Raw genomic sequence first — 19,062 nt, forward strand, 5'->3', positions numbered from 1 at the left:
TACATTTATTTTTCATCAATATCGTTTACAAGCTAAAGGTTTGGAACGAGTAAAAAGTCTTCTTCATTAAGCTATATATATGGTGAAAAACCGGAACGAATTCTACATAATTTAATTAAATCTAGTTAACTTTAACAAAAACCTTTATTTTTTTAAACAAATGCCTAAAAACATGGTATATTATAGTTACAAAATAGTAGGTACAGTGATTTTTGGAATAGGGGGCTTATGATGCAGTATATCATCATTGTCGTCATCGTACTATTAGCATTATTTATCGGTGGACTTATCATCCGTCGAAAACATAGTGTTGTTATACAGCGACTTGAACAAGAAAAAATGCAAATCCAGCATTATCCTATATTTGAGGAGCTTACAAAAGTAAAAGCTTTAAATATGAATGGTCAAACGGAAGAGAAATTTGAACAATGGCGAAATATGTGGACGGAAGTGATCGATGTTCACATAATTAAAATTGATTCGATGCTTTTTGATGCTGAAGAATACATAGATCGTTTCAAATTTAAAAAGGCTTCGGTTGTTGAACGGGAAATTGAAGAATATATCGCAACATGTACCGAGAAACAAAATCAAATCATAAATGAATTAAATGAACTGATCGGAAGCGAAGAAAAAAATCGGATTGAAATTGAGCAATTAAAAGAACATTATCGTTCTGCACGGAAAACGTTACTTGCCCATCAATATTCTTTTGGTCCTGCATTAAGCACTTTGGAAACGAGAGTAGAAAATTTTGTTCCGAAATTTGAAGAATTTGATCGGTTAACGGTAGAAGGAAACTATCTTCAAGCAAGGGAAATCGTGCTTGCATTACATAGCGAATCACAAATAATTTTTGATTTATTAACGGAAGTACCTACATTATTATCGGAAATACAAACAAAAATACCGGCAGCAATCCATGAGTTGAGAAGTGGTCAACGGGAAATGGAACAGCAATCGTATTATTTAAACCATTTAGAATTAAATGTTTTCTTAGATAATGTTGAAAAAGAGCTAGATACTTTAAAAGAAAAGTTAGCAGCTTTAGACGTGTCGTCAGTAGGTCCTAGACTTGATGAAATTAATAATGAAATTGAAAACTATTATGATTTGCTCGAAAAGGAAGTTATCGCAAGAAAATATGTTGATCAAAATTGTGATGAAACCTTTAATACGTTAAATGAAGTATTACGTGCAACGAAAGAAATAAGCAATGAAGCGGTCTACGTTCAAAGTAGTTATCATCTTCCAGAAAAAGAAGCTGAAATTCCAAAGCTTGGCTTGAAACAATTAGAAGTCATTCAAAAACGTTTTGAATTACTTGTTTCGCGAGTAAAGGAAGAAAAATCAGCTTATTCAAGTCTACAAGAGGAATTAGTTGAAATTAGCGAGGAAATCGAACGAATTCAAGACGAGCAAGAGCAATTCTCGAATCGCTTGAAAAATTTACGTATTGATGAAAATAAAGCAAGAGCTCAATTAGATTCGTTAAAACGATTACTACAAGAGACGGATCGACAGCTTAATAAAGCGAACATACCAGGTATTCCAGAAGAGATGGATAAACGTTTAGAGGAAGCTGAAGAACAGCTGTTCATTGTAATGCAAAGTTTACAAGAGATTCCTTTAAATATGAGTCATGTTCATAGCAATTTACAAAATGCTGAAAAGTGCATTCAAGAAGTAAATAAACATGCGAAAGAAATGATTGAAAATGTCATTTTAATTGAACGAATTATTCAATATGGTAACCGTTATCGTACGTCCAATTCAAAGGTAAATGAGCTTTTATTACAAGCTGAAGATGCCTTTCATCAATACCGCTATATAAAAGCATTAGAAGATGCGGTGACAGCGGTAGAATTAGCAGAGCCAGGTGCGATTAAAAAAATTGAAGAATTAGTTCAAGATGAGCTATACGCAAAAGTTCAAAACTAAAAGAAAAATGGCCACCTCACAATTGTGAAGGTGGCTTTACTATTAAAGAAAACTGTTAAAAAGGATTCCCATTTTCCATTAAAAGATGGATTTAATTAGTAAATAAAATTAGTTGGTGGTCATTTATGAAAGTTTGCGTTATGATAAATAGCGTTAAATCAAGCTTTGAAGAGAGTGTGATTATATATGAAAGAAAATATTGTCTATCTAGATAATAGTGCAACGACAAAACCGTTAAAAGAGGTTTTAAATACATTTATTCAAGTAAATGAATCCTTTTATGCCAACCCGTCTTCCATCCATGCAGCAGGTGTGGAGGCAAACACATTGCTTGATCGGGCAAGAAGTCAAATGGCCGATATTCTTCATACGGAAGAGCCGCTCGTTTTATTTACTGCAGGCGGAACGGAATCAAATAATTTTGCGATATTTGGTGTTACAAAGGCAAATACTCATATAGGAAAACATATTATTACAACGGAAATTGAACATCCGTCCATTTTGGAAGCTGTAAAGTCTTTACAAAAAGAAGGCTATGAGGTGGACTATTTATCCGTGGATGAAAAAGGTGTCATTTCCTTATCTGAATTACAAGAAAAGCTGCGTAAAGATACCGTATTCGTTAGTATCATGCATGTGAATAATGAAATGGGGGCTATTCAACCGATTGAAGAAGCGGCTAAACTCATTCATGAAAACAGTAGAGCGGTATTCCATGTAGATGCTGTCCAAAGTTTTGGTAAATTACCAATTCGTTTCAACGGAGAAGCTGGACCAGATATTGTTTCAATCTCCGGTCATAAAATTCATGGTTTAAAAGGAACTGGCGTCATAGCCTTCCGCAAAAAAATGAATATCATTCCACTTCTTTTAGGTGGTGGACAGGAAAGAGGATTGCGAAGTGGTACGGTCGCTGTTCCTCAAGCGGTTGCTTTAGCGAAAGCTGCTCGAATGGTGACGGAAAATATGGAACAATCCATGAATAAATATCGAAAATGGTTTAATGACTTATATGAATTTTTAACAGGATTCGGTGAAAATATTCATATCCTATCGACGAAATCCGGAGCAGCTCATATCTTGTCATTTAGTGTGAAAGATTTAAAAGGGGAAATTTTAATCAATGCATTGCAAAGTAGAGGAATTATCGTATCTACTTCAAGTGCTTGTTCCTCAAGACAAAAGAAAACTAGTCATGTCGTTGAATCGTTAAAAGTAAATGCGAATTATAAGAAAGGCGTAATCCGATTAAGTTTTGGACTACTTAATACAGATGATGATATGGAAGCGTTCAAAAAAGCATTTACAGAGGTAATGAATGAATTAAAAGGAGATAATAATTAATGATTTGGAAAGAAATTTTAATCCGTTATGGGGAATTATCCACGAAAGGGCGTAACAAAAAAGACTTCATTAGTCGTCTTCGTACAAATATTCGCCATAGCTTTCACGATATAGCACCTCTAGATATTGTAACGGAACGAGACCGTATGCATATAAAAATTGAAAGTGAAGAGCAATATGAAGTATTGATGAAAAAATTGCCAACCGTATTTGGTATTCAATCCTTCAGCCCTGTAGCTGTATGCGAAAAAGATTTAGATGAAATGAAAAAATTGTCCCTTATTATTATGGAGCAATATAAAGAGAAAGAAATTACATTTAAAGTAGAAGTTCGTCGCTCTGATAAAACATTCCCAATGGAATCCCATGAACTTCAACGAGAAATTGGCGCACACGTATTAAGAAACAATCCGAATATTTCAGTACAAGTAAAAAATCCAGATGTAGAGCTTCGGATTGAAGTGCGAAAAGATGCCATTTATATGATGGCACAAATCATTCAAGGTGCAGGTGGAATGCCTGTCGGTTCCAACGGAAAATCATTACTCATGCTATCTGGAGGGATTGATAGTCCAGTTGCTGGCTACTTATTAATGAAACGCGGTGTTCGTCTAGAAGCGATTCACTTCTTTAGTCCACCATATACAAGTGATAATTCTTTAGAAAAAGTAAAAGTATTAGCAAATGAATTAACGAAGTTTGGCGCAAATATTCGATTACATGTCATTCCTTTTACAGAAATTCAAGTATTAATAAAAGAAAGAGTTCCAAGTAATACAATTATGACATCTACTCGTCGTTTAATGATGCGAATTGCCGATAAAGTACGAGAAGAGATTGGTGCCCTTGGTATTGTGACAGGGGAAAGTTTAGGACAAGTAGCGAGTCAAACGTTAGAAAGTTTAACAGCAATTAATGATGTAACAAATACTCCGATTTTACGTCCGTTAATTGCCTTTGATAAACTTGAAATTATCGATATCGCACAACAAATCGGAACATATGAAACATCGATTCAACCTTATGAGGATTGCTGTACGATCTTTACACCAGCAAATCCTAAAACAAAACCGAAAGTCGATAAAGTAAATTATTATGAAAGTTTTACGGAATTTGATGAATTAATTGAACGGGCAGTACGTAATCGTGAAGTTTATAAATTCCCTGAAACAAAGAAAACAACAGATAAATTTGAAGGGTTATTATAAAAACCAGTCAATCGGAAAAAAAAGAACAATTTACCTCTCATCTTTTGTGTATTAAAAAAACAATATCGCACATTCTATATGCACAAGGAGGTGAGAGACATGGCTTCAAACAACAGCGGAAACAGAAACAAGCTTGCTGTACCTGGTGCAGAACAAGCATTAGATCAAATGAAATACGAAATCGCGCAAGAGTTTGGTGTTCAACTCGGACCTGAAGCGTCTTCTCGTGCAAACGGGTCAGTCGGAGGAGAAATTACTAAACGTCTTGTACAAATGGCTGAATCACAATTACGTGGTACTTCTGGCCAATAATATTTAAACAATTTAAAAGGGCTAGTAGCAGAAATGCTACTAGCTTTTATTATGGGGAAAAATATTTTTTAAAAAACTTCAATTATAATTATTTATATGAAATTAATACGGATATTTCTATCTTTCGAGGAATATTTTGATATTTAAGTTGAATATTATTATAATTAGCATAATGTATCAGGGAGATACATCAAAGGGGGATGTATATGAAAAGAGAAGATTTATTAGCTCCTAGAAAATACAACATCGTTGATGAAATTGAGAAATATGCAACTTCAAGTACAAAAACGGCATTAATGATTCATCATGAAAACGGAGAAATTGAGAAAGTTTCCTATCAAGAGTTAATTAAAAAAGCAAACAAGGTTGCAAATTTGTTTAAAAGCAATGGACTGAAAAAAGGTGACGTAGCTCTTGTAATGGTACCTCGCTCAGAAGACGCATATGTTACATACATCGGAGCGCTAAAAGCTGGACTAACGATCATCCCTAGTTCTGAAATGCTTCGAGCAAAAGATATTGATTACCGTATTGTTCATTCTAAAGCGAAGGCAATTATCGCCTTTGAGAAAGAGATTGAGCAATTTAATGAAGTTGAACACTTGGATGGACTAAAATTATTTGTTTACGGTGAATCGAAAGAACCGTGGATTTCGGTAAATGAACAGTTAGATAGTCTATCTGACGTTTTTGAAGGTGTTCAAACAGAAGATACGGATATTGCATTTTTATCCTATACAAGTGGAACGACCGGAAATCCTAAAGGGGTTGTTCATTCCCATGCTTGGGGTTATGCTCACTTACGAACAACGGCTGCCCAATGGTTAGGTGTTCAAGAAGATGATATTGTTTGGGCAACGGCAGCACCTGGATGGCAAAAGTGGATTTGGAGTCCGTTTTTAGCGACTTTAGGAAGCGGTGCAACCGCTTTTGTTCACTTAGGAAAATTCGATCCGAAGGAATACCTTCAAATACTTGAAAATTATCAAATAAACGTTTTATGTTGTACACCTACAGAATATCGTTTAATGGCGAAAGTTGATCATCTTGAACAATATAATTTATCCAGTATTAAAAGTGCTGTATCCGCTGGAGAACCGTTAAATAGTGAAGTAATTAAGAAGTTTTTAGAAGTCTTTTCCCTTCAAGTGCGGGATGGATATGGTCAAACAGAAAATACATTATTAGTGGGTACCTTACTTGGTATGACGCCAAAACCAGGATCCATGGGCAAACCGACTCCAGGTAATATTGTTGAAATCATTAATGAATTAGGTGAACCTACAAAACCAGGAGAGGTAGGAGACATCGCTGTTCATTCATCGACACCAGCTTTGTTTAAAGGTTATTTAAATGAAGAAGAACGAACAAAAAGGCAATACCGAGGAGAATGGTTCTTAACTGGGGATCGAGCATACAAAGATGAGGATGGCTATTTCTGGTTCGAAGGTCGAGGGGATGATATTATCATTTCTTCTGGTTACACAATTGGACCTTTTGAAGTGGAGGACGCCCTCGTAAAACATCCTGCAGTGAAAGAATGTGCGGTTGTTGCCAGTCCAGATGAAGTGCGTGGCAATATTGTAAAGGCATTTGTTGTTTTACGGGATCATAATTTGAAAAATAGCCCAACAATTGTAAAAGAATTACAGGATCATGTAAAGACGATTACGGCACCTTATAAGTATCCAAGGGCAATTGAATTTATCGATGAATTACCGAAGACGTCATCAGGAAAAATTAGACGTATTGAGTTACGTCAAAGAGAAATGCAAAAAGAAATTACGAATTAATGTTCTTATTTCCTAGGGAATAATGTCGAAATGAGGGAAGACTTTAAAGTCGTGTAAAATGACTTTAAAGTCTTTTTATTTAATTTGATAAAATTAAAATTTTTTGAAACAATTGGATTGTAAATACGTATGTATGGATGGAGGAGGAGTAGCAAAATGAATACAAAAAGATGGCTTGCTTTAGGAGCCGCAGTCGTTTTATTAGTCGGTTCCATAGGGTTGAATACGGTTATTTCCATATTCAAAACAGATTTCTTTTCGAGTTTTAATGATGTAATGAGCACAGAACAAACGGTGGTTGAAACTGTTATCGAGCCAGGCGATTATGGTGAACGAATTGCACTTTTATCTGTTGATGGAACAATTCAAGATGTTGGTACAAGTTCCCCATGGACAACACTTGAATATGATCATCAAAATTTCTTATCCCAATTAGAAAATATTTTGTATGACGAAAGTGTAAAAGCGGTTGTATTGTACGTTAATTCACCTGGTGGAGGCGTAATCGAATCAGCTGATATCCATGAAAAGTTAGTAGAAATTAAAGAACAACGAAATATCCCTATTTATGTTTCGATGGGATCTTACGCAGCTTCTGGAGGCTACTATATTTCTGCACCTGCTGATAAAATCTTTGCCCATAGTGAGACTATTACAGGATCAATCGGTGTTATTATGCAAAGTTATAATTTTTCAGAGCTAGCGAACAAATTAGGAATTGAGTTTGAAACAATTAAATCTGGCGAACATAAAGATATGTTTGGTGGAACACGGCCAACTACAGAAGAAGAAAAGGCGATGGTACAAGAAATGATTAACGAATCCTATGAAGCTTTTGTAGATGTTATTGAACAAGGAAGAGGTATGTCCGAAGCGGATGTTAAAAAAGTAGCTGATGGACGTATTTTAGGAGGATCTCAAGCGATTGAAGCAGGTCTAGTTGATGAAATTGGAGGACTTGAAGATACAATTGCGGCTATCCGTGCAGACTATGGTCTAGAAAATGCGGAACTTTTTGAGTATGAATCCAGTTTTGGTGACCTTACTTCGTTACTTGGCGTAAAAATTAGTTCATTATTCGGCCCTTCACCTGAAGAACAATTTTTAACTAAGTTTATGACTTCCAATGGCGGTCCAAGAATGATGTATTTATACGGTGAATATTAAGGAGGAGTTTATAGATGTCAGAATTTGAAAAGAACGACTCAAATGTCTCTCTTCCTAAAAACGAAGCCGTACCTACTATGATTAAACAAACGAAAGTAATCGAACAAATTGAAGAGAAGACGGCAGGATTTTGGATGCGTCTTTGGGCTTTTACTGTAGATTTTTTAATTGTCAGTGCTATTGTAGGAATTGTTGTAAATCCAATATTCCATTTTTTTGACTGGAGTTTTTCAGAAGAAAGATGGTATTCACCTATGACAATCATTTCGGGGCTGTTTTATTATGCGTATTTTGTGTTGACGACAAAATATTGGCAGCAAACCATTGGAAAAATGTTATTTGGCTTAAAGGTGAAGTCTTTACATGAGGAAAAATTAGGATGGTTAACCGTTTTATTTAGAGAAGTAGTCGGTCGCTTTATTAGTAATAAACTGCCTATCATTTACATTATGGTTGCCTTTATGCCTAGCAATAAAGGACTAAATGATATTATTGCGGATACGGTTGTTGTACAGGAAAAGGTATTTATTAAACGCAAAAAAGAAATCATTCAAGAAATCGCCCCAAAGGATGAATTCGATGGAGAAAATTCCATTTCACCAATAGGCTAAAGAAAAACCATCTGAACAAAAAAGTTCGGATGGTTTTTTCCGTAAAAATTTGTAAGGTAAGTTATTTGCAAAGAGGGAAATAGGTTTAGTAAGATTATTTACGTAATATAAAGGAGGGGACTTAAAAATGGCACAAGTAACATTTAAAAACAACCCAGTAACATTAGTAGGAAATGAGGTAAAAGTAGGTGATAAAGCACCTGATTTTACAGTATTAGCAAATGATTTATCACCAGTGACTCTTAAAGACTCTGAAGGGAAAGTACGATTAATCGCGTCTGTACCATCTTTAGACACAGGAGTTTGTGATGCTGAAACTCGTCGTTTTAATGAAGAAGTAGCAAGTTTAGGTGGAGATGTGGCATTTTACACAGTTTCTGTAGACTTACCATTTGCTCAAAAACGTTGGTGTGCAGGAGCTGGAATCGATGCAGTGCATACGGTTTCTGACCATAAAGATTTATCTTTTGGTGAAGCATACGGTGTTTATATGAAGGAACTTCGTTTATTAGCTCGTGCTGTATTTGTAATCGACAAAGAAGGTACTGTAACATATGTTGAGTATGTTCCAGAAGGTACAAGCCATCCGAATTATGAGGCAGCGATTGAAGCTGTTAAAGCATTAATTTAATGGTTTCGTTTCTTGCTTTCATAAGGTAAGATAGAATGATTAATAGGCTATTGTCTATAATTAAGTATGGTTAATGTATACCCACTCAAACTTTGAGTGGGTTGTTCATTTCAAAAGGAGTTTATTATGGAAAAGTTTGAGCAAATATTTTCATTCATTAATGATAAAGCAGAGAAGTATGAAAAAGATGAAGGTATGTCCTTTTTAGATGGTGTTTTGCAAGCCCTTGAAGATGTACTTGATGAAAAAGAATCTTGGATTGGCAAAGAGGCAACGAAAGAAGAAGTACGAAAAGCCGTTCAAATCGCTATTTTAAAAGGGATGCGAAAAACTTCTCAACCAAATCATCAAATGACACCTGACACATTAGGGCTTCTAGTTGGTTATTTTGTAGAGCAGTTTTTCGAAGACCAACTAAAAAATAACCCGATTTCTATGTTGGATCCGGCCGTCGGTACAGGTAACTTACTTTTTACTGTGATGAATTTGTTAAATGATAAAGTATCAGCAACAGGAATCGAGGTAGATGAATTATTAATCCGTTTAGCAGCGGATACAGCTGAGTTACTCGAACAACCGGTTTTACTTTATCATCAAGATGCATTACAAAAGATGTTAGTCGATCCAGTTGATGCGGTTATATGTGACCTTCCAGTAGGATATTATCCGAATGAGGAAGTGGCATTAGATTATGAGTTATGTGCCCATGATGAGATGAGCTATGCCCATCATTTATTTATAGAACAGTCGATTAACTATACAAAAGATGGTGGTTATTTATTTTTCTTAATCCCTGCTAATTTATTCGAATCAAATCAAGCGAAGCAATTACAAAAATATTTGAAAAAACATGCTTGGATTCAGGCGGTCATTCAACTACCAGAAAATTTATTTGCTTCAAAAGCCCATGAAAAAAGCATTCTTATTTTACAAAAACAAAGTAAAGAATTAAGAGCTCCCCGTGAAGTGTTGCTAGCAAAAGTGCCAGCTATGTCCAATAAAGAAGCGTTATCGATGTTTTTTGAAAAAGTTCAAATGTGGAAAGAAAATAAATAAAAAAAATTGAAAAGTCATTATAATATTATCCCCTTTAAGTAGATAATGTTAAAAAAACTACAGTACGCTGTAGATAACATTTTACTTAAAGGGGATTTTTCTATGTCGAGAAAAAATAATACGTATTCAAATGAACTGAAATTGGAAATCGTACAGGCCTATCTAAACGGGGAAGAGAGTATGCAAAAAATTGCGGACAGATACGAGATTCGCAATGTTTCGCAGGTAAAGGCTTGGGTGAAGAAATTTAAAGAAGTAGAATCGATTGAAGCATTTAACCGTCTTTCATCTACAGGTTCAGGGGCAAAGGGTGTGAAGAATCCGTTAAAAGGCAAACGTGTCCATTTTAAAAATGTAGAAGGAGAAATTAGACAAGCTGTTGAATAATATATTTACTTTTATAACTTCCAACGATTCCAAAAAAGACTCAACCACCTGGACCGATAGAATATCGACACCAGATGGCTGCTTAGTCTTTTTAAAGTTGTCTACTTGACAGGGGTAAGTCCACAATACTGTAAAGGTAATGGCTTTTTATATTTTACTGCCACGAAAGGATTATTGTCTAAATTTATAGGCTTATGATACATAAAATGATTGGAAAACATCTATCCTATATTTATATGAACAAAATGCAATTTTTTATTTTCAACTTTTTGCGGCTTCAACAGGAAATGATGTATGAAAAATTTAAGATTCTGTAGTAAAAATAGTAAAGTTTTAATAAATCCTTTACAGAAGAATTTTAGTTGTTAACGTGTTCCGTTAGATTCAAAAGGAAATGAAAAAAAGTTTTTAGAGATAAAAAATCTTAATTTTTTAAGAAAAAAACTACTTTTTCCTAATTTTTTATTATTAGAAAAATATTTTTTAGTTAACTTCAAAATAGTATCTTACATATTAGCTGGAAAATTGTTATTATGTATATAAATTCAATTATTTGAATACATAAGTTCACAACGGGGAGAGGAATCAGCTATGAAAATTGGAGTACCAAAGGAAATAAAAAACAATGAAAACCGTGTTGCAATGACACCTGCTGGAGTTGTTACATTAATCAGTGCTGGACATGAAGTTTTTATTGAAACGGGTGCTGGTTTAGGTTCATCCTTTACAGATGAAGATTATGTTGCTGCTGGTGCAACAATTGTTAGTTCAGCTCAAGAAGCATGGGCTCAAGAAATGGTGATGAAAGTAAAAGAACCAATTCCAAGCGAGTATTCATATTTCCATGAGGGGTTAATTTTATTTACGTATTTACATTTAGCACCGGAACTTGAGTTAACACAAGCTTTATTAGACAATAAAGTAGTTGGAATAGCTTATGAAACGGTTCAATTACCAAATAGATCTTTACCACTTCTTACACCAATGAGTGAAGTGGCAGGTAAAATGTCTGTACAAATTGGGGCGCAATTTTTAGAAAAAATGAATGGTGGAAAAGGTATTCTTTTAGGAGGAGTATCTGGTGTTCCGCGCGGTAAAGTTACAATTGTAGGCGGAGGTATGGCCGGTACAAATGCTGCTCGTATCGCAGTTGGTATGGGTGCCGATGTAACAATTTTAGATTTAAACCCAGAGAGATTACGTCAACTGGAAGATATTTTTGGTTCTTCTGTTCAAACGTTAATGTCTAATCCGTACAACATTGCAGAATCAGTTAAAGATTCAGATTTAGTTATTGGTTCAGTTTTAATCCCAGGGGCAAAAGCACCAAAACTAGTTACTGAGCAAATGGTAAAAAGCATGCGTCCAGGATCTGTCATTGTAGATATTGCAATTGACCAAGGGGGTAGCTTTGAAACAACAGATCGAGTAACGACTCATGATAATCCAACTTACATTAAACATGATGTTGTTCATTATGCAGTTGCGAATATGCCTGGTGCTGTACCACGTACATCAACCATTGCCCTTACAAATAATACAGTACCTTACGCGTTACAAATTGCGAACAAAGGCTATAAACAAGCATGTATTGAAAATGAAGCGTTGAAAAAAGGGTTAAATACATTAGAAGGTCACGTTGTTTATAAAGCAGTTGCTGAAGACCAAGGTCGTGATTATGTACCTGTCGATTCTTTACTTATTTAAGGGAAGCTTATAAAATAAATAACAAGCTACTTGTTAGAAAAAACTAACAAGTGGCTTTTTTTATGGAATGGTATATTTATCAGAAAATATTAACTATTTCGAAATTTATCATTTACTTTTCCATAAAAATGTAATTTAATAGAATTGCTCTACTAAAAATAAAATATTGGGGGAATTCAAATGAAGGGGATATTTCAAAAGTCGTTTACTCTTATGCTCGTATTGATGTTATGTTTACTTACGGCATGTGGTGGGTCAAGCGCAGGTGAAGAAGGCTCAACGAATAGTAATGGTGGCACAATTCAAGCAAAAATTGGGGTAGTCTCCTATTTAACTGGTGCTGGTGCAGCTTATGGAGAAGCCATTACAGAAGGTTTAAAATTAGCCCAAAGTGAAATTAATGAACAAGGGGAAGTTAACATAGATTTAGTAATTGAAGATTCTGCTGGGGAAGCGGAGCAAGCCCTTTCTGCTGCTCAAAAATTAATGAATGATGAAGAGATTCTTGCCATTATAGGTCCTACATTAAGTACAGAATTTTTTGCAGTAGCTCCTGAAGCAGATTTGAACGGCATATCGATAATGGGTACTTCCACTACGGCGGAAGGTATACCGGAAATTGGTGATTATGTGTTCCGAAACTCTATCCCAGAAGCATTAGCTATTCCAACGGCGATGGAAAAAGCCGTTGAAAGAACAGGTGCGAAAAAAGTGGCACTTATTTATGGTAATGACGATGTTTTGACTAAATCGGGCTTCGATACAATGAAAAAGACAGCTGAAGAAATGGGATTGGAAATATTAACGATTGAAACGTTCCAAAAAGGACAAAGCGATTATAATGCACAACTAACAAAAATTAAAAATGCAGATCCAGATTTAATTTTAGCCTCTGCATTATATAACGAAGGGGCTGTCATTATGGACCAAGCACGTAAAATGGGGATCGATGTACCGTTTGTTGGTGGCAATGGCTTTAACTCCCCTCAAGTACTTGAAATTGCTGGAGATGCAGCAAACGGTTTAATCGTTGCTACGCCGTGGTTTGGAGAGTCTGAAGATCCAAAAGTAGTTGAATTCAACAAAAAATATGAAGAAGCCTATGGAAAGCTGCCTGACCAATTTGCTGCTCAATCTTATGACGCATTATATATTTATGCAGATGCTTTAAAAAGAGCTGGTGAAGCAGATCGAGAACTGTTCCATGAAGCTTTAGCAGAAACGAAAAATTTTGAAGGATTGTTAGGAAATTTTTCATTCGATGAAATAGGTGACGTTGTTATGGACGTTAAAGTTGTTGAAATAAAAGACGGAAAATTTGTTGAATTCCAATAATTGCACCTTTAAATAAGTGGAAATGAAAATGATTCATCTTTATGTAAAAAAATAAATTTCATTTTTGCCAATCGAAATAAAAAAATGACTTTAAAGGATGATGATTTTGCTTTTAGAACAATTTATTAACGGAATAACTTTGGGCAGCATCTATGCAATCGTTGCCCTAGGGTTTACGCTTGTTTTTGGCGTTTTAGGTATTATTAATATGGCCCATGGGGAAATTTTTATGGTCGGTGCCTTTGTAGGAGTGATGACGACAGGTGTTTTAGGTTGGCCATTATGGTTAGCCTTTGTTGCATCGATTGTCGTAACAGCAATTTTAGGTTACTTATTAGAAACTTTTACTTTACGACCTTTAAGGGGAAAAAGAGGGGTATCCCATTTGGCTCCTTTAATAAGTACGATTGGTGTTTCCATATTGCTTGAAAACTTATCCCATCATCTATTTGGGGCAGGTAATAAACCTTTTCGTACAGAGTTTGCGGAAATGAGTATTGAAATTGGTTCTATAACGATTTATATCGTTCAAATTGTCATTTTCGTTATTTCGATTATTTTAATGATCGGCTTATCGATATGGTTATCCAAAACAAAAGCAGGTAAAGCGTTACGGGCAACAGCTGAAAATTTAGAAACAGCTAGTATTCTAGGTGTAGATACAAAGAAAATCATTACGTTAACGGTCATCATCGCCTCTGCAATGGGAGGCATAGCAGGAATATTAGTTGGAATGGCGTTTAACTCTGTCAGCCCACAAATGGGATTAGCTATCGGTTTGAAAGGTCTTGCCATCATCATTTTAGGTGGAATGGGGAATGTCAAAGGTGCCATGGTGGGAGGATTAATTTTAGGATTATCGGAAACATTCCTCGTAGCATATGGTGATTCGGGTTACCGGGATGCCATCGCATTTATCATGATCATCGTCATTCTTTTATTAAGACCACAAGGTATATTCGGATCAAAGATAGTAGAGGGCAGGTGAGTGTATGTTAGCTGATTTTATTAATCCATATCATTTACAAATTGCTTCATTTATATTAATCAATATTCTTCTTGCCATTAGTGTGTACGTCCCATTATCTTCGGGGCAATTATCATTAGGTAGCGCAGGATTTATGGGTGTCGGTGCTTATACGTCGGCATTGTTAACGATTCATTTCGATTTACCTATTTTTGTTGGTATTTTAATAGGTGCTAGTGTTGCGGGATGTCTTGGCATTATTATCGGAATTCCATCTTTAAGATTATCAGGTGTTTATTTAGCGATAGCTACTTTAGGTCTTGGAGAGGTTATTCGAGTCATTTTTGTTAACTGGGAATCCCTTACGAAAGGATCGATTGGATTAACCGGTATTCCCCAAATGGGAAGGGAATTATTAAACTTGGCACGGGATTTCGGTATTCAGCCTGCTATGTTCGGGTTAAGGAATAATCAATTTGTTTATTTAATGGTGTTTGTCATCTTGTTTATTTTAGTCACTGCAACGATCTGGTTTGTTTTTCGCCAACAAAATTCCCGTGTAGGTCGATCCTTCTCATCAATCCAAATGGATGAAAAGGCAGCGGAATCTATGGGGATAAATATTACTTACTTTAAAGTTCTTTCCTTTTCCCAAGGTGCCTTTTTAGCTGGGTTAGCGGGTGCATTGTTTGCCCATGTAATGGGATATATTTCTCCTTCCGATTTTTCCTACCATCGGGCTGTTGAAATTTTAATTTTCACTGTCTTCGGAGGTAGTGAAGTAATTATTGGTTCGATATTCGGTGCAATCTTTTTAACGTTAATACCAGAAGTATTACGCTTTGTAAGCGAATATCGATATATTATTTACGGAATTATGTTAGTTATATTAATGGCCGTTCGCCCTCAAGGAATTTTAGATATTCAATTATTAAGTAAGTTCAAAAGGTTGAAACGTTCTAAAGGAGGGGTCCGTTAATGGTTCTTGAAATACGGAACGTATCAAAAAACTTTGGTGGTATTCACGCTTTAAAAGATGTTTCCTTTCAAATTCAAGAAGGGGAAATTTATGGTTTAATAGGCCCGAACGGTGCTGGGAAAACGACGATGTTTAATTTAATTACGAATATTTTTGAACCAACTTCAGGTCAAATTGTTTTTAATGACTCCAATATTACCGGTTTAAAATCTTATAAGATTACGGAACAAGGAATATGCCGGACGTACCAAAATATTCGCCTCTTTTCCCAAATGTCCGCTTTGAAAAATGTGATGGTCGGTGGTCATTGTAGGAGCACATCTGGCGTATTTAGTAGTGTTTTCCGAACAAAAAAGCAAAAGAGGGAGGAGAAAGCACTTACTGAAAAAGCGGAGGAGCTTTTAGATTTAGTTGGATTATTGGAGCATAAAGATGCATTGGCGGAGAATCTTGCCTACGGTCAGCAAAGAAGACTTGAAATTGCTAGGGCGATGGCGAGTAATCCGAAATTATTATTATTAGATGAACCGGCAGCTGGGATGAATGAAAAGGAAACGGATAGTTTGTATGATTTAATCAAACTTATACAATCTAAAGGAATCACCGTATTAATAATTGAACATGATATGCCACTTGTTATGAAGCTTTGTGATCGGATAACGGTGTTAAATTTTGGAGAGAAACTAGCTGAAGGTACTCCATATGAAATTCAAAACAACGAAGCAGTTATTGAAGCCTACCTCGGTCGAGAGGAGGATGTAGATATTGCTTAAATTAACGAACGTCCAAACCTATTATGGACAGATTCAAGCTCTAAAAGGTATTGATTTAGAAGTACCTGAAGGTCAAATTATTACGTTGCTTGGAGCAAACGGTGCGGGAAAATCGACGACGATGAAAACGATAGCCGGAATTCTAAAGCCAAAAAAAGGGACGATCGAATTTTTAGGAGAAAATGTAACGGGATTAAGGCCAGATCAGTTACTCCGTAAAGGAATCGCCCTTGTGCCTGAAGGACGTGCCATTTTATCTTCAATGACAGTATTAGAAAATTTAGAGATGGGGGCTTATCATCGAAAGGACAAAGGGGTAAAAGAAGACATTGATAACGTTATGAAACGTTTCCCTATTTTGTTTGAAAGACAAACTCAACTAGCCGGTACCCTTTCTGGTGGACAACAACAAATGTTAGCCATCGCTCGAGCATTATTATCTAAACCTAAATTACTTTTACTCGATGAACCGTCCATGGGATTAGCGCCACTAATCGTGTCGGAAATTTTCACGATTATTAAAGAAATAAAAGAAGCGGGAACGACGGTGCTTCTTGTGGAACAAAATGCAAAACAGGCTTTAAAAATTGCTGATTTTGGCTACGTTATGGAAACGGGGAAAATCATCATTGAATGGAAATCATCAGATTTATTAGCTGATTCTCGAATTGTAGAGGCCTATTTAGGAAGAAAATCAATAAAAGATCAAGAACAATTGCAAGATCAGGGGATATAGATTTTTTACAGGAAAAGGTGATGCGAAAAAATTTTCGCATCACCTTTTAACTTTTTAACAATTAGTTATGATAAAACAACTAATTCTTTTGTGAATTTCGTTAAAACTTCAACGCCGTTTTCAGTCACAACGACATCATCTTCAATACGTACACCTGTCACATCGGCTTTATAAATGCCTGGTTCAATTGTAAAGACCATACCAGGAGAAAGTTCCATTTCATTCGTTCCTGTCACAGATGGGAATTCGTGAACAGAAATCCCAAGACCATGTCCTAAACGGTGGGTGAAATATTCACCGTAACCGGCATCGCTAATTGTATCGCGGGCGATTTTATCTAAATCCATAGCTCGAACACCAGGTTTTACTGCTGCAATAGCTCCTTCATTTGCTTGGCGTACTGCATTGTATATTTCCTTTTGTGCTTCTGACGGTTCTCCAAAGGCAACAGTACGCGTAATATCTGAGCAATAGCCATCATAAATCACACCTAAGTCAAATAAAATCATATCGCCTTTTTGAATTTTTCGATCTCCTGGTGTACCGTGGGGAGATGCTGTTTTAGGACCGGAAAGTACCATCGTTTCAAAGGACATCGAACAACCCTTTTCTTTAATCGCATTTTCAATAGCCGTTAAAATTTCCATTTCCGTTTTACCTTCAGCAATTTCTTTACAGCCTACTTCAATGGCATAGTCAGCTAAACTTGCCGCTTTTCGTAATTTTTCAATTTCCACTTCATCTTTAATAACACGATATTGGTTAATTTGATCGTCAAGACGAACAAAGTTTGCTTGTGGATATATTTGTTGAAGGGCTTCTAAACGCTCAACTGTTAAATGGGATTTTTCGATTGCCATCGTTGTCATTTGGACTCCGCGGGATTGTACTGCCTGTGCAAGTAACTCCCAAGGGTTGTCTGTATCCAGATGGCCAATTATTTCTCCATTCCAACCAGAAGCTTTCGCATCAGGTGCTTCCATTTTAGGACAGATTAAGAAAGGTTCAGCATCTTTAAAAACCATCACCCCTAATAAACGTTCGTGGGGATTGCTTTTAAAATGGGAAAAGTAAAAAACGTTATCTGGTGTTGTAATAAAAGCTGCATCGTATTCATTTTCTTTTAAATAATTTTGTAGTTGATTTAATTTATTCATAAAAACCCTCCTCAAGATTTCAAAAAGATATATCCATTGTTTTGCACCGTTAGCTTGAACGGGGTACAATAAATACGAATAATTCATATTTTAACACTTTTATATAGTATAGCAAAAAGAAGGAAAAAAGCTTATAAAAGCGGAATAAGTAAAATTGAACATCATATTTTAGGAGGATAAATAATGGAATTATTTTATCATGGACATTCAGTAGTTAAAATTAAAACAAATGATACGAATATTTTAATTGATCCTTTTATTCGTGGAAACGGTTCGACAGATTTAAAAGTAGAGGAAGAAAAACCGGATGTTATTTTATTAACCCACGGTCATAACGATCATGTAGGTGATACAGTTGAGCTGGCGAAGGCAAATAATGCCCTAGTTGTAGCACCGAATGAGCTTGCCGATTATTTATCTTGGCAAGGGGTCAATACGCATGCAATGCATATTGGTGGTTCTTATCAATTTGAGTTTGGGAAAGTGAAATTTACACAAGCTTTCCATGGTTCATCGTATGTAACGGAAAATAATGAAATTATTTATACAGGTATGCCATCAGGAATTTTATTTTATGCTGAAGGATTCACAATTTACCATGCTGGCGATACAGCCCTTTTTGGTGATATGAAGTTAATTGGAGATCGTAACGAGATTGATGTAGCCTTTTTACCGATTGGTGATAACTTTACAATGGGGCCTGAAGATGCTGCTTATGCTGTATCGTTGCTAAATCCAAAATCAGTAGTCCCAATTCATTACAATACGTTCCCGGTCATTCAACAGGATCCAAAGCACTTTGCTGATTTAGTAAAAAATAGTAAAGTTCAAATTTTAAATCCAGGTGAAAAAGTAGAATTATAATTTTCCGATATAAATCGAATAGAAATGGAAGTTATAAAAGAAAGTAGCGAAAGGTAATGGAAAGTTTGTATGTAAATCAAACTGGAATAGGCTA

Annotated in this window: 18 protein-coding genes; 17 read left to right on the forward strand and 1 reads right to left on the reverse strand. The window is 35.6% G+C overall.

Going from position 1 to position 19,062, the window contains the following annotated elements:
• Positions 1 to 231 precede the first annotated feature (231 nt).
• From ezrA to EC501_RS04495, 16 genes are all read left to right on the forward strand, one after another.
• Positions 232 to 1,941, forward strand: a complete 1,710-nt coding sequence (gene ezrA, locus EC501_RS04420; RefSeq protein WP_174232648.1) for a septation ring formation regulator EzrA — start codon at positions 232 to 234, stop codon at positions 1,939 to 1,941.
• 186 nt (positions 1,942 to 2,127) lie between these two features.
• On the forward strand, positions 2,128 to 3,285 hold the full coding sequence (locus EC501_RS04425) for a cysteine desulfurase family protein (protein WP_174232649.1): 1,158 nt from the start codon (positions 2,128 to 2,130) through the stop codon (positions 3,283 to 3,285).
• Positions 3,285 to 4,493, forward strand: coding sequence for a tRNA uracil 4-sulfurtransferase ThiI (gene thiI, locus EC501_RS04430; protein ID WP_122971091.1), 1,209 nt, complete (start codon positions 3,285 to 3,287; stop codon positions 4,491 to 4,493). Before EC501_RS04425 ends, thiI begins: the two co-directional genes overlap by 1 nt.
• Before the next feature lie 99 nt (positions 4,494 to 4,592).
• Complete coding sequence (locus EC501_RS04435; protein ID WP_122971092.1) at positions 4,593 to 4,805, forward strand: alpha/beta-type small acid-soluble spore protein; 213 nt, start codon at positions 4,593 to 4,595, stop codon at positions 4,803 to 4,805.
• 206 nt (positions 4,806 to 5,011) lie between these two features.
• A complete protein-coding gene (mbcS, locus tag EC501_RS04440; protein WP_122971093.1) occupies positions 5,012 to 6,598 on the forward strand; it encodes an acyl-CoA synthetase MbcS in 1,587 nt (528 codons plus the stop codon).
• A 156-nt stretch (positions 6,599 to 6,754) separates the two neighbouring features.
• Complete coding sequence (gene sppA, locus EC501_RS04445) at positions 6,755 to 7,765, forward strand: signal peptide peptidase SppA (protein ID WP_122971094.1); 1,011 nt, start codon at positions 6,755 to 6,757, stop codon at positions 7,763 to 7,765.
• A gap of 14 nt (positions 7,766 to 7,779) precedes the next feature.
• Positions 7,780 to 8,376 (forward strand): RDD family protein, encoded by a 597-nt coding sequence (locus tag EC501_RS04450; RefSeq protein ID WP_122971095.1) that lies wholly within the window; start codon positions 7,780 to 7,782, stop codon positions 8,374 to 8,376.
• A gap of 127 nt (positions 8,377 to 8,503) precedes the next feature.
• Positions 8,504 to 9,007 (forward strand): thiol peroxidase, encoded by a 504-nt coding sequence (gene tpx, locus EC501_RS04455; RefSeq protein WP_122971096.1) that lies wholly within the window; start codon positions 8,504 to 8,506, stop codon positions 9,005 to 9,007.
• 126 nt (positions 9,008 to 9,133) lie between these two features.
• On the forward strand, positions 9,134 to 10,063 hold the full coding sequence (locus EC501_RS04460; protein WP_122971097.1) for a class I SAM-dependent methyltransferase: 930 nt from the start codon (positions 9,134 to 9,136) through the stop codon (positions 10,061 to 10,063).
• Between the two features lie 102 nt (positions 10,064 to 10,165).
• Positions 10,166 to 10,450 carry a helix-turn-helix domain-containing protein gene (locus tag EC501_RS04465; RefSeq protein ID WP_158599666.1) on the forward strand — a complete coding sequence of 95 codons (285 nt, stop codon included), beginning with the start codon at positions 10,166 to 10,168 and terminating at the stop codon, positions 10,448 to 10,450.
• A gap of 591 nt (positions 10,451 to 11,041) precedes the next feature.
• Complete coding sequence (gene ald, locus EC501_RS04470) at positions 11,042 to 12,157, forward strand: alanine dehydrogenase (RefSeq protein WP_122971099.1); 1,116 nt, start codon at positions 11,042 to 11,044, stop codon at positions 12,155 to 12,157.
• Positions 12,158 to 12,337: 180 nt separating this feature from the next.
• The gene (locus EC501_RS04475; protein ID WP_122971100.1) at positions 12,338 to 13,492 is read left to right on the forward strand and encodes an ABC transporter substrate-binding protein; all 1,155 of its coding nucleotides are present in this window, start codon (positions 12,338 to 12,340) and stop codon (positions 13,490 to 13,492) included.
• A gap of 106 nt (positions 13,493 to 13,598) precedes the next feature.
• On the forward strand, positions 13,599 to 14,480 hold the full coding sequence (locus tag EC501_RS04480) for a branched-chain amino acid ABC transporter permease (protein ID WP_122971101.1): 882 nt from the start codon (positions 13,599 to 13,601) through the stop codon (positions 14,478 to 14,480).
• Positions 14,481 to 14,484: 4 nt separating this feature from the next.
• Positions 14,485 to 15,438, forward strand: coding sequence for a branched-chain amino acid ABC transporter permease (locus EC501_RS04485; protein ID WP_122971102.1), 954 nt, complete (start codon positions 14,485 to 14,487; stop codon positions 15,436 to 15,438).
• Positions 15,438 to 16,211 carry an ABC transporter ATP-binding protein gene (locus EC501_RS04490; RefSeq protein ID WP_122971103.1) on the forward strand — a complete coding sequence of 258 codons (774 nt, stop codon included), beginning with the start codon at positions 15,438 to 15,440 and terminating at the stop codon, positions 16,209 to 16,211. Before EC501_RS04485 ends, EC501_RS04490 begins: the two co-directional genes overlap by 1 nt.
• Positions 16,204 to 16,947 (forward strand): ABC transporter ATP-binding protein, encoded by a 744-nt coding sequence (locus tag EC501_RS04495; protein WP_122971104.1) that lies wholly within the window; start codon positions 16,204 to 16,206, stop codon positions 16,945 to 16,947. The genes EC501_RS04490 and EC501_RS04495 overlap by 8 nt, the downstream gene beginning before the upstream one ends.
• 65 nt (positions 16,948 to 17,012) lie before the next feature.
• Here EC501_RS04495 and EC501_RS04500 read toward each other — a convergent pair whose 3' ends face one another.
• Positions 17,013 to 18,104: a M24 family metallopeptidase gene (locus EC501_RS04500; RefSeq protein WP_122971105.1), complete on the reverse strand. Its 1,092-nt coding sequence runs from the start codon at positions 18,102 to 18,104 to the stop codon at positions 17,013 to 17,015.
• A gap of 183 nt (positions 18,105 to 18,287) precedes the next feature.
• On the opposite strand from EC501_RS04500, the gene EC501_RS04505 reads away from it, so the two are divergent.
• Positions 18,288 to 18,968 (forward strand): metal-dependent hydrolase, encoded by a 681-nt coding sequence (locus EC501_RS04505; RefSeq protein ID WP_122971106.1) that lies wholly within the window; start codon positions 18,288 to 18,290, stop codon positions 18,966 to 18,968.
• Positions 18,969 to 19,062 lie beyond the last annotated feature (94 nt).

The sequence above is a fragment of the Lysinibacillus halotolerans genome, from assembly GCF_003711845.1.
Classification (GTDB): Bacteria; Bacillota; Bacilli; order Bacillales_A; family Planococcaceae; genus Ureibacillus; species Ureibacillus halotolerans.

Excerpts from the sequence above, each read along its gene's own strand:
- ezrA (WP_174232648.1), top strand. The coding sequence starts at position 232 with ATGCAGTATATCATCATTGTCGTCATCGTACTATTAGCATTATTTATC.
- EC501_RS04425 (WP_174232649.1), top strand. The coding sequence starts at position 2,128 with ATGAAAGAAAATATTGTCTATCTAGATAATAGTGCAACGACAAAACCG.
- thiI (WP_122971091.1), top strand. The coding sequence starts at position 3,285 with ATGATTTGGAAAGAAATTTTAATCCGTTATGGGGAATTATCCACGAAA.
- EC501_RS04435 (WP_122971092.1), top strand. The coding sequence starts at position 4,593 with ATGGCTTCAAACAACAGCGGAAACAGAAACAAGCTTGCTGTACCTGGT.
- mbcS (WP_122971093.1), top strand. The coding sequence starts at position 5,012 with ATGAAAAGAGAAGATTTATTAGCTCCTAGAAAATACAACATCGTTGAT.
- sppA (WP_122971094.1), top strand. The coding sequence starts at position 6,755 with ATGAATACAAAAAGATGGCTTGCTTTAGGAGCCGCAGTCGTTTTATTA.
- EC501_RS04450 (WP_122971095.1), top strand. The coding sequence starts at position 7,780 with ATGTCAGAATTTGAAAAGAACGACTCAAATGTCTCTCTTCCTAAAAAC.
- tpx (WP_122971096.1), top strand. The coding sequence starts at position 8,504 with ATGGCACAAGTAACATTTAAAAACAACCCAGTAACATTAGTAGGAAAT.
- EC501_RS04460 (WP_122971097.1), top strand. The coding sequence starts at position 9,134 with ATGGAAAAGTTTGAGCAAATATTTTCATTCATTAATGATAAAGCAGAG.
- EC501_RS04465 (WP_158599666.1), top strand. The coding sequence starts at position 10,166 with ATGTCGAGAAAAAATAATACGTATTCAAATGAACTGAAATTGGAAATC.
- ald (WP_122971099.1), top strand. The coding sequence starts at position 11,042 with ATGAAAATTGGAGTACCAAAGGAAATAAAAAACAATGAAAACCGTGTT.
- EC501_RS04475 (WP_122971100.1), top strand. The coding sequence starts at position 12,338 with ATGAAGGGGATATTTCAAAAGTCGTTTACTCTTATGCTCGTATTGATG.
- EC501_RS04485 (WP_122971102.1), top strand. The coding sequence starts at position 14,485 with ATGTTAGCTGATTTTATTAATCCATATCATTTACAAATTGCTTCATTT.
- EC501_RS04490 (WP_122971103.1), top strand. The coding sequence starts at position 15,438 with ATGGTTCTTGAAATACGGAACGTATCAAAAAACTTTGGTGGTATTCAC.
- EC501_RS04500 (WP_122971105.1), bottom strand. The coding sequence starts at position 18,104 with ATGAATAAATTAAATCAACTACAAAATTATTTAAAAGAAAATGAATAC.
- EC501_RS04505 (WP_122971106.1), top strand. The coding sequence starts at position 18,288 with ATGGAATTATTTTATCATGGACATTCAGTAGTTAAAATTAAAACAAAT.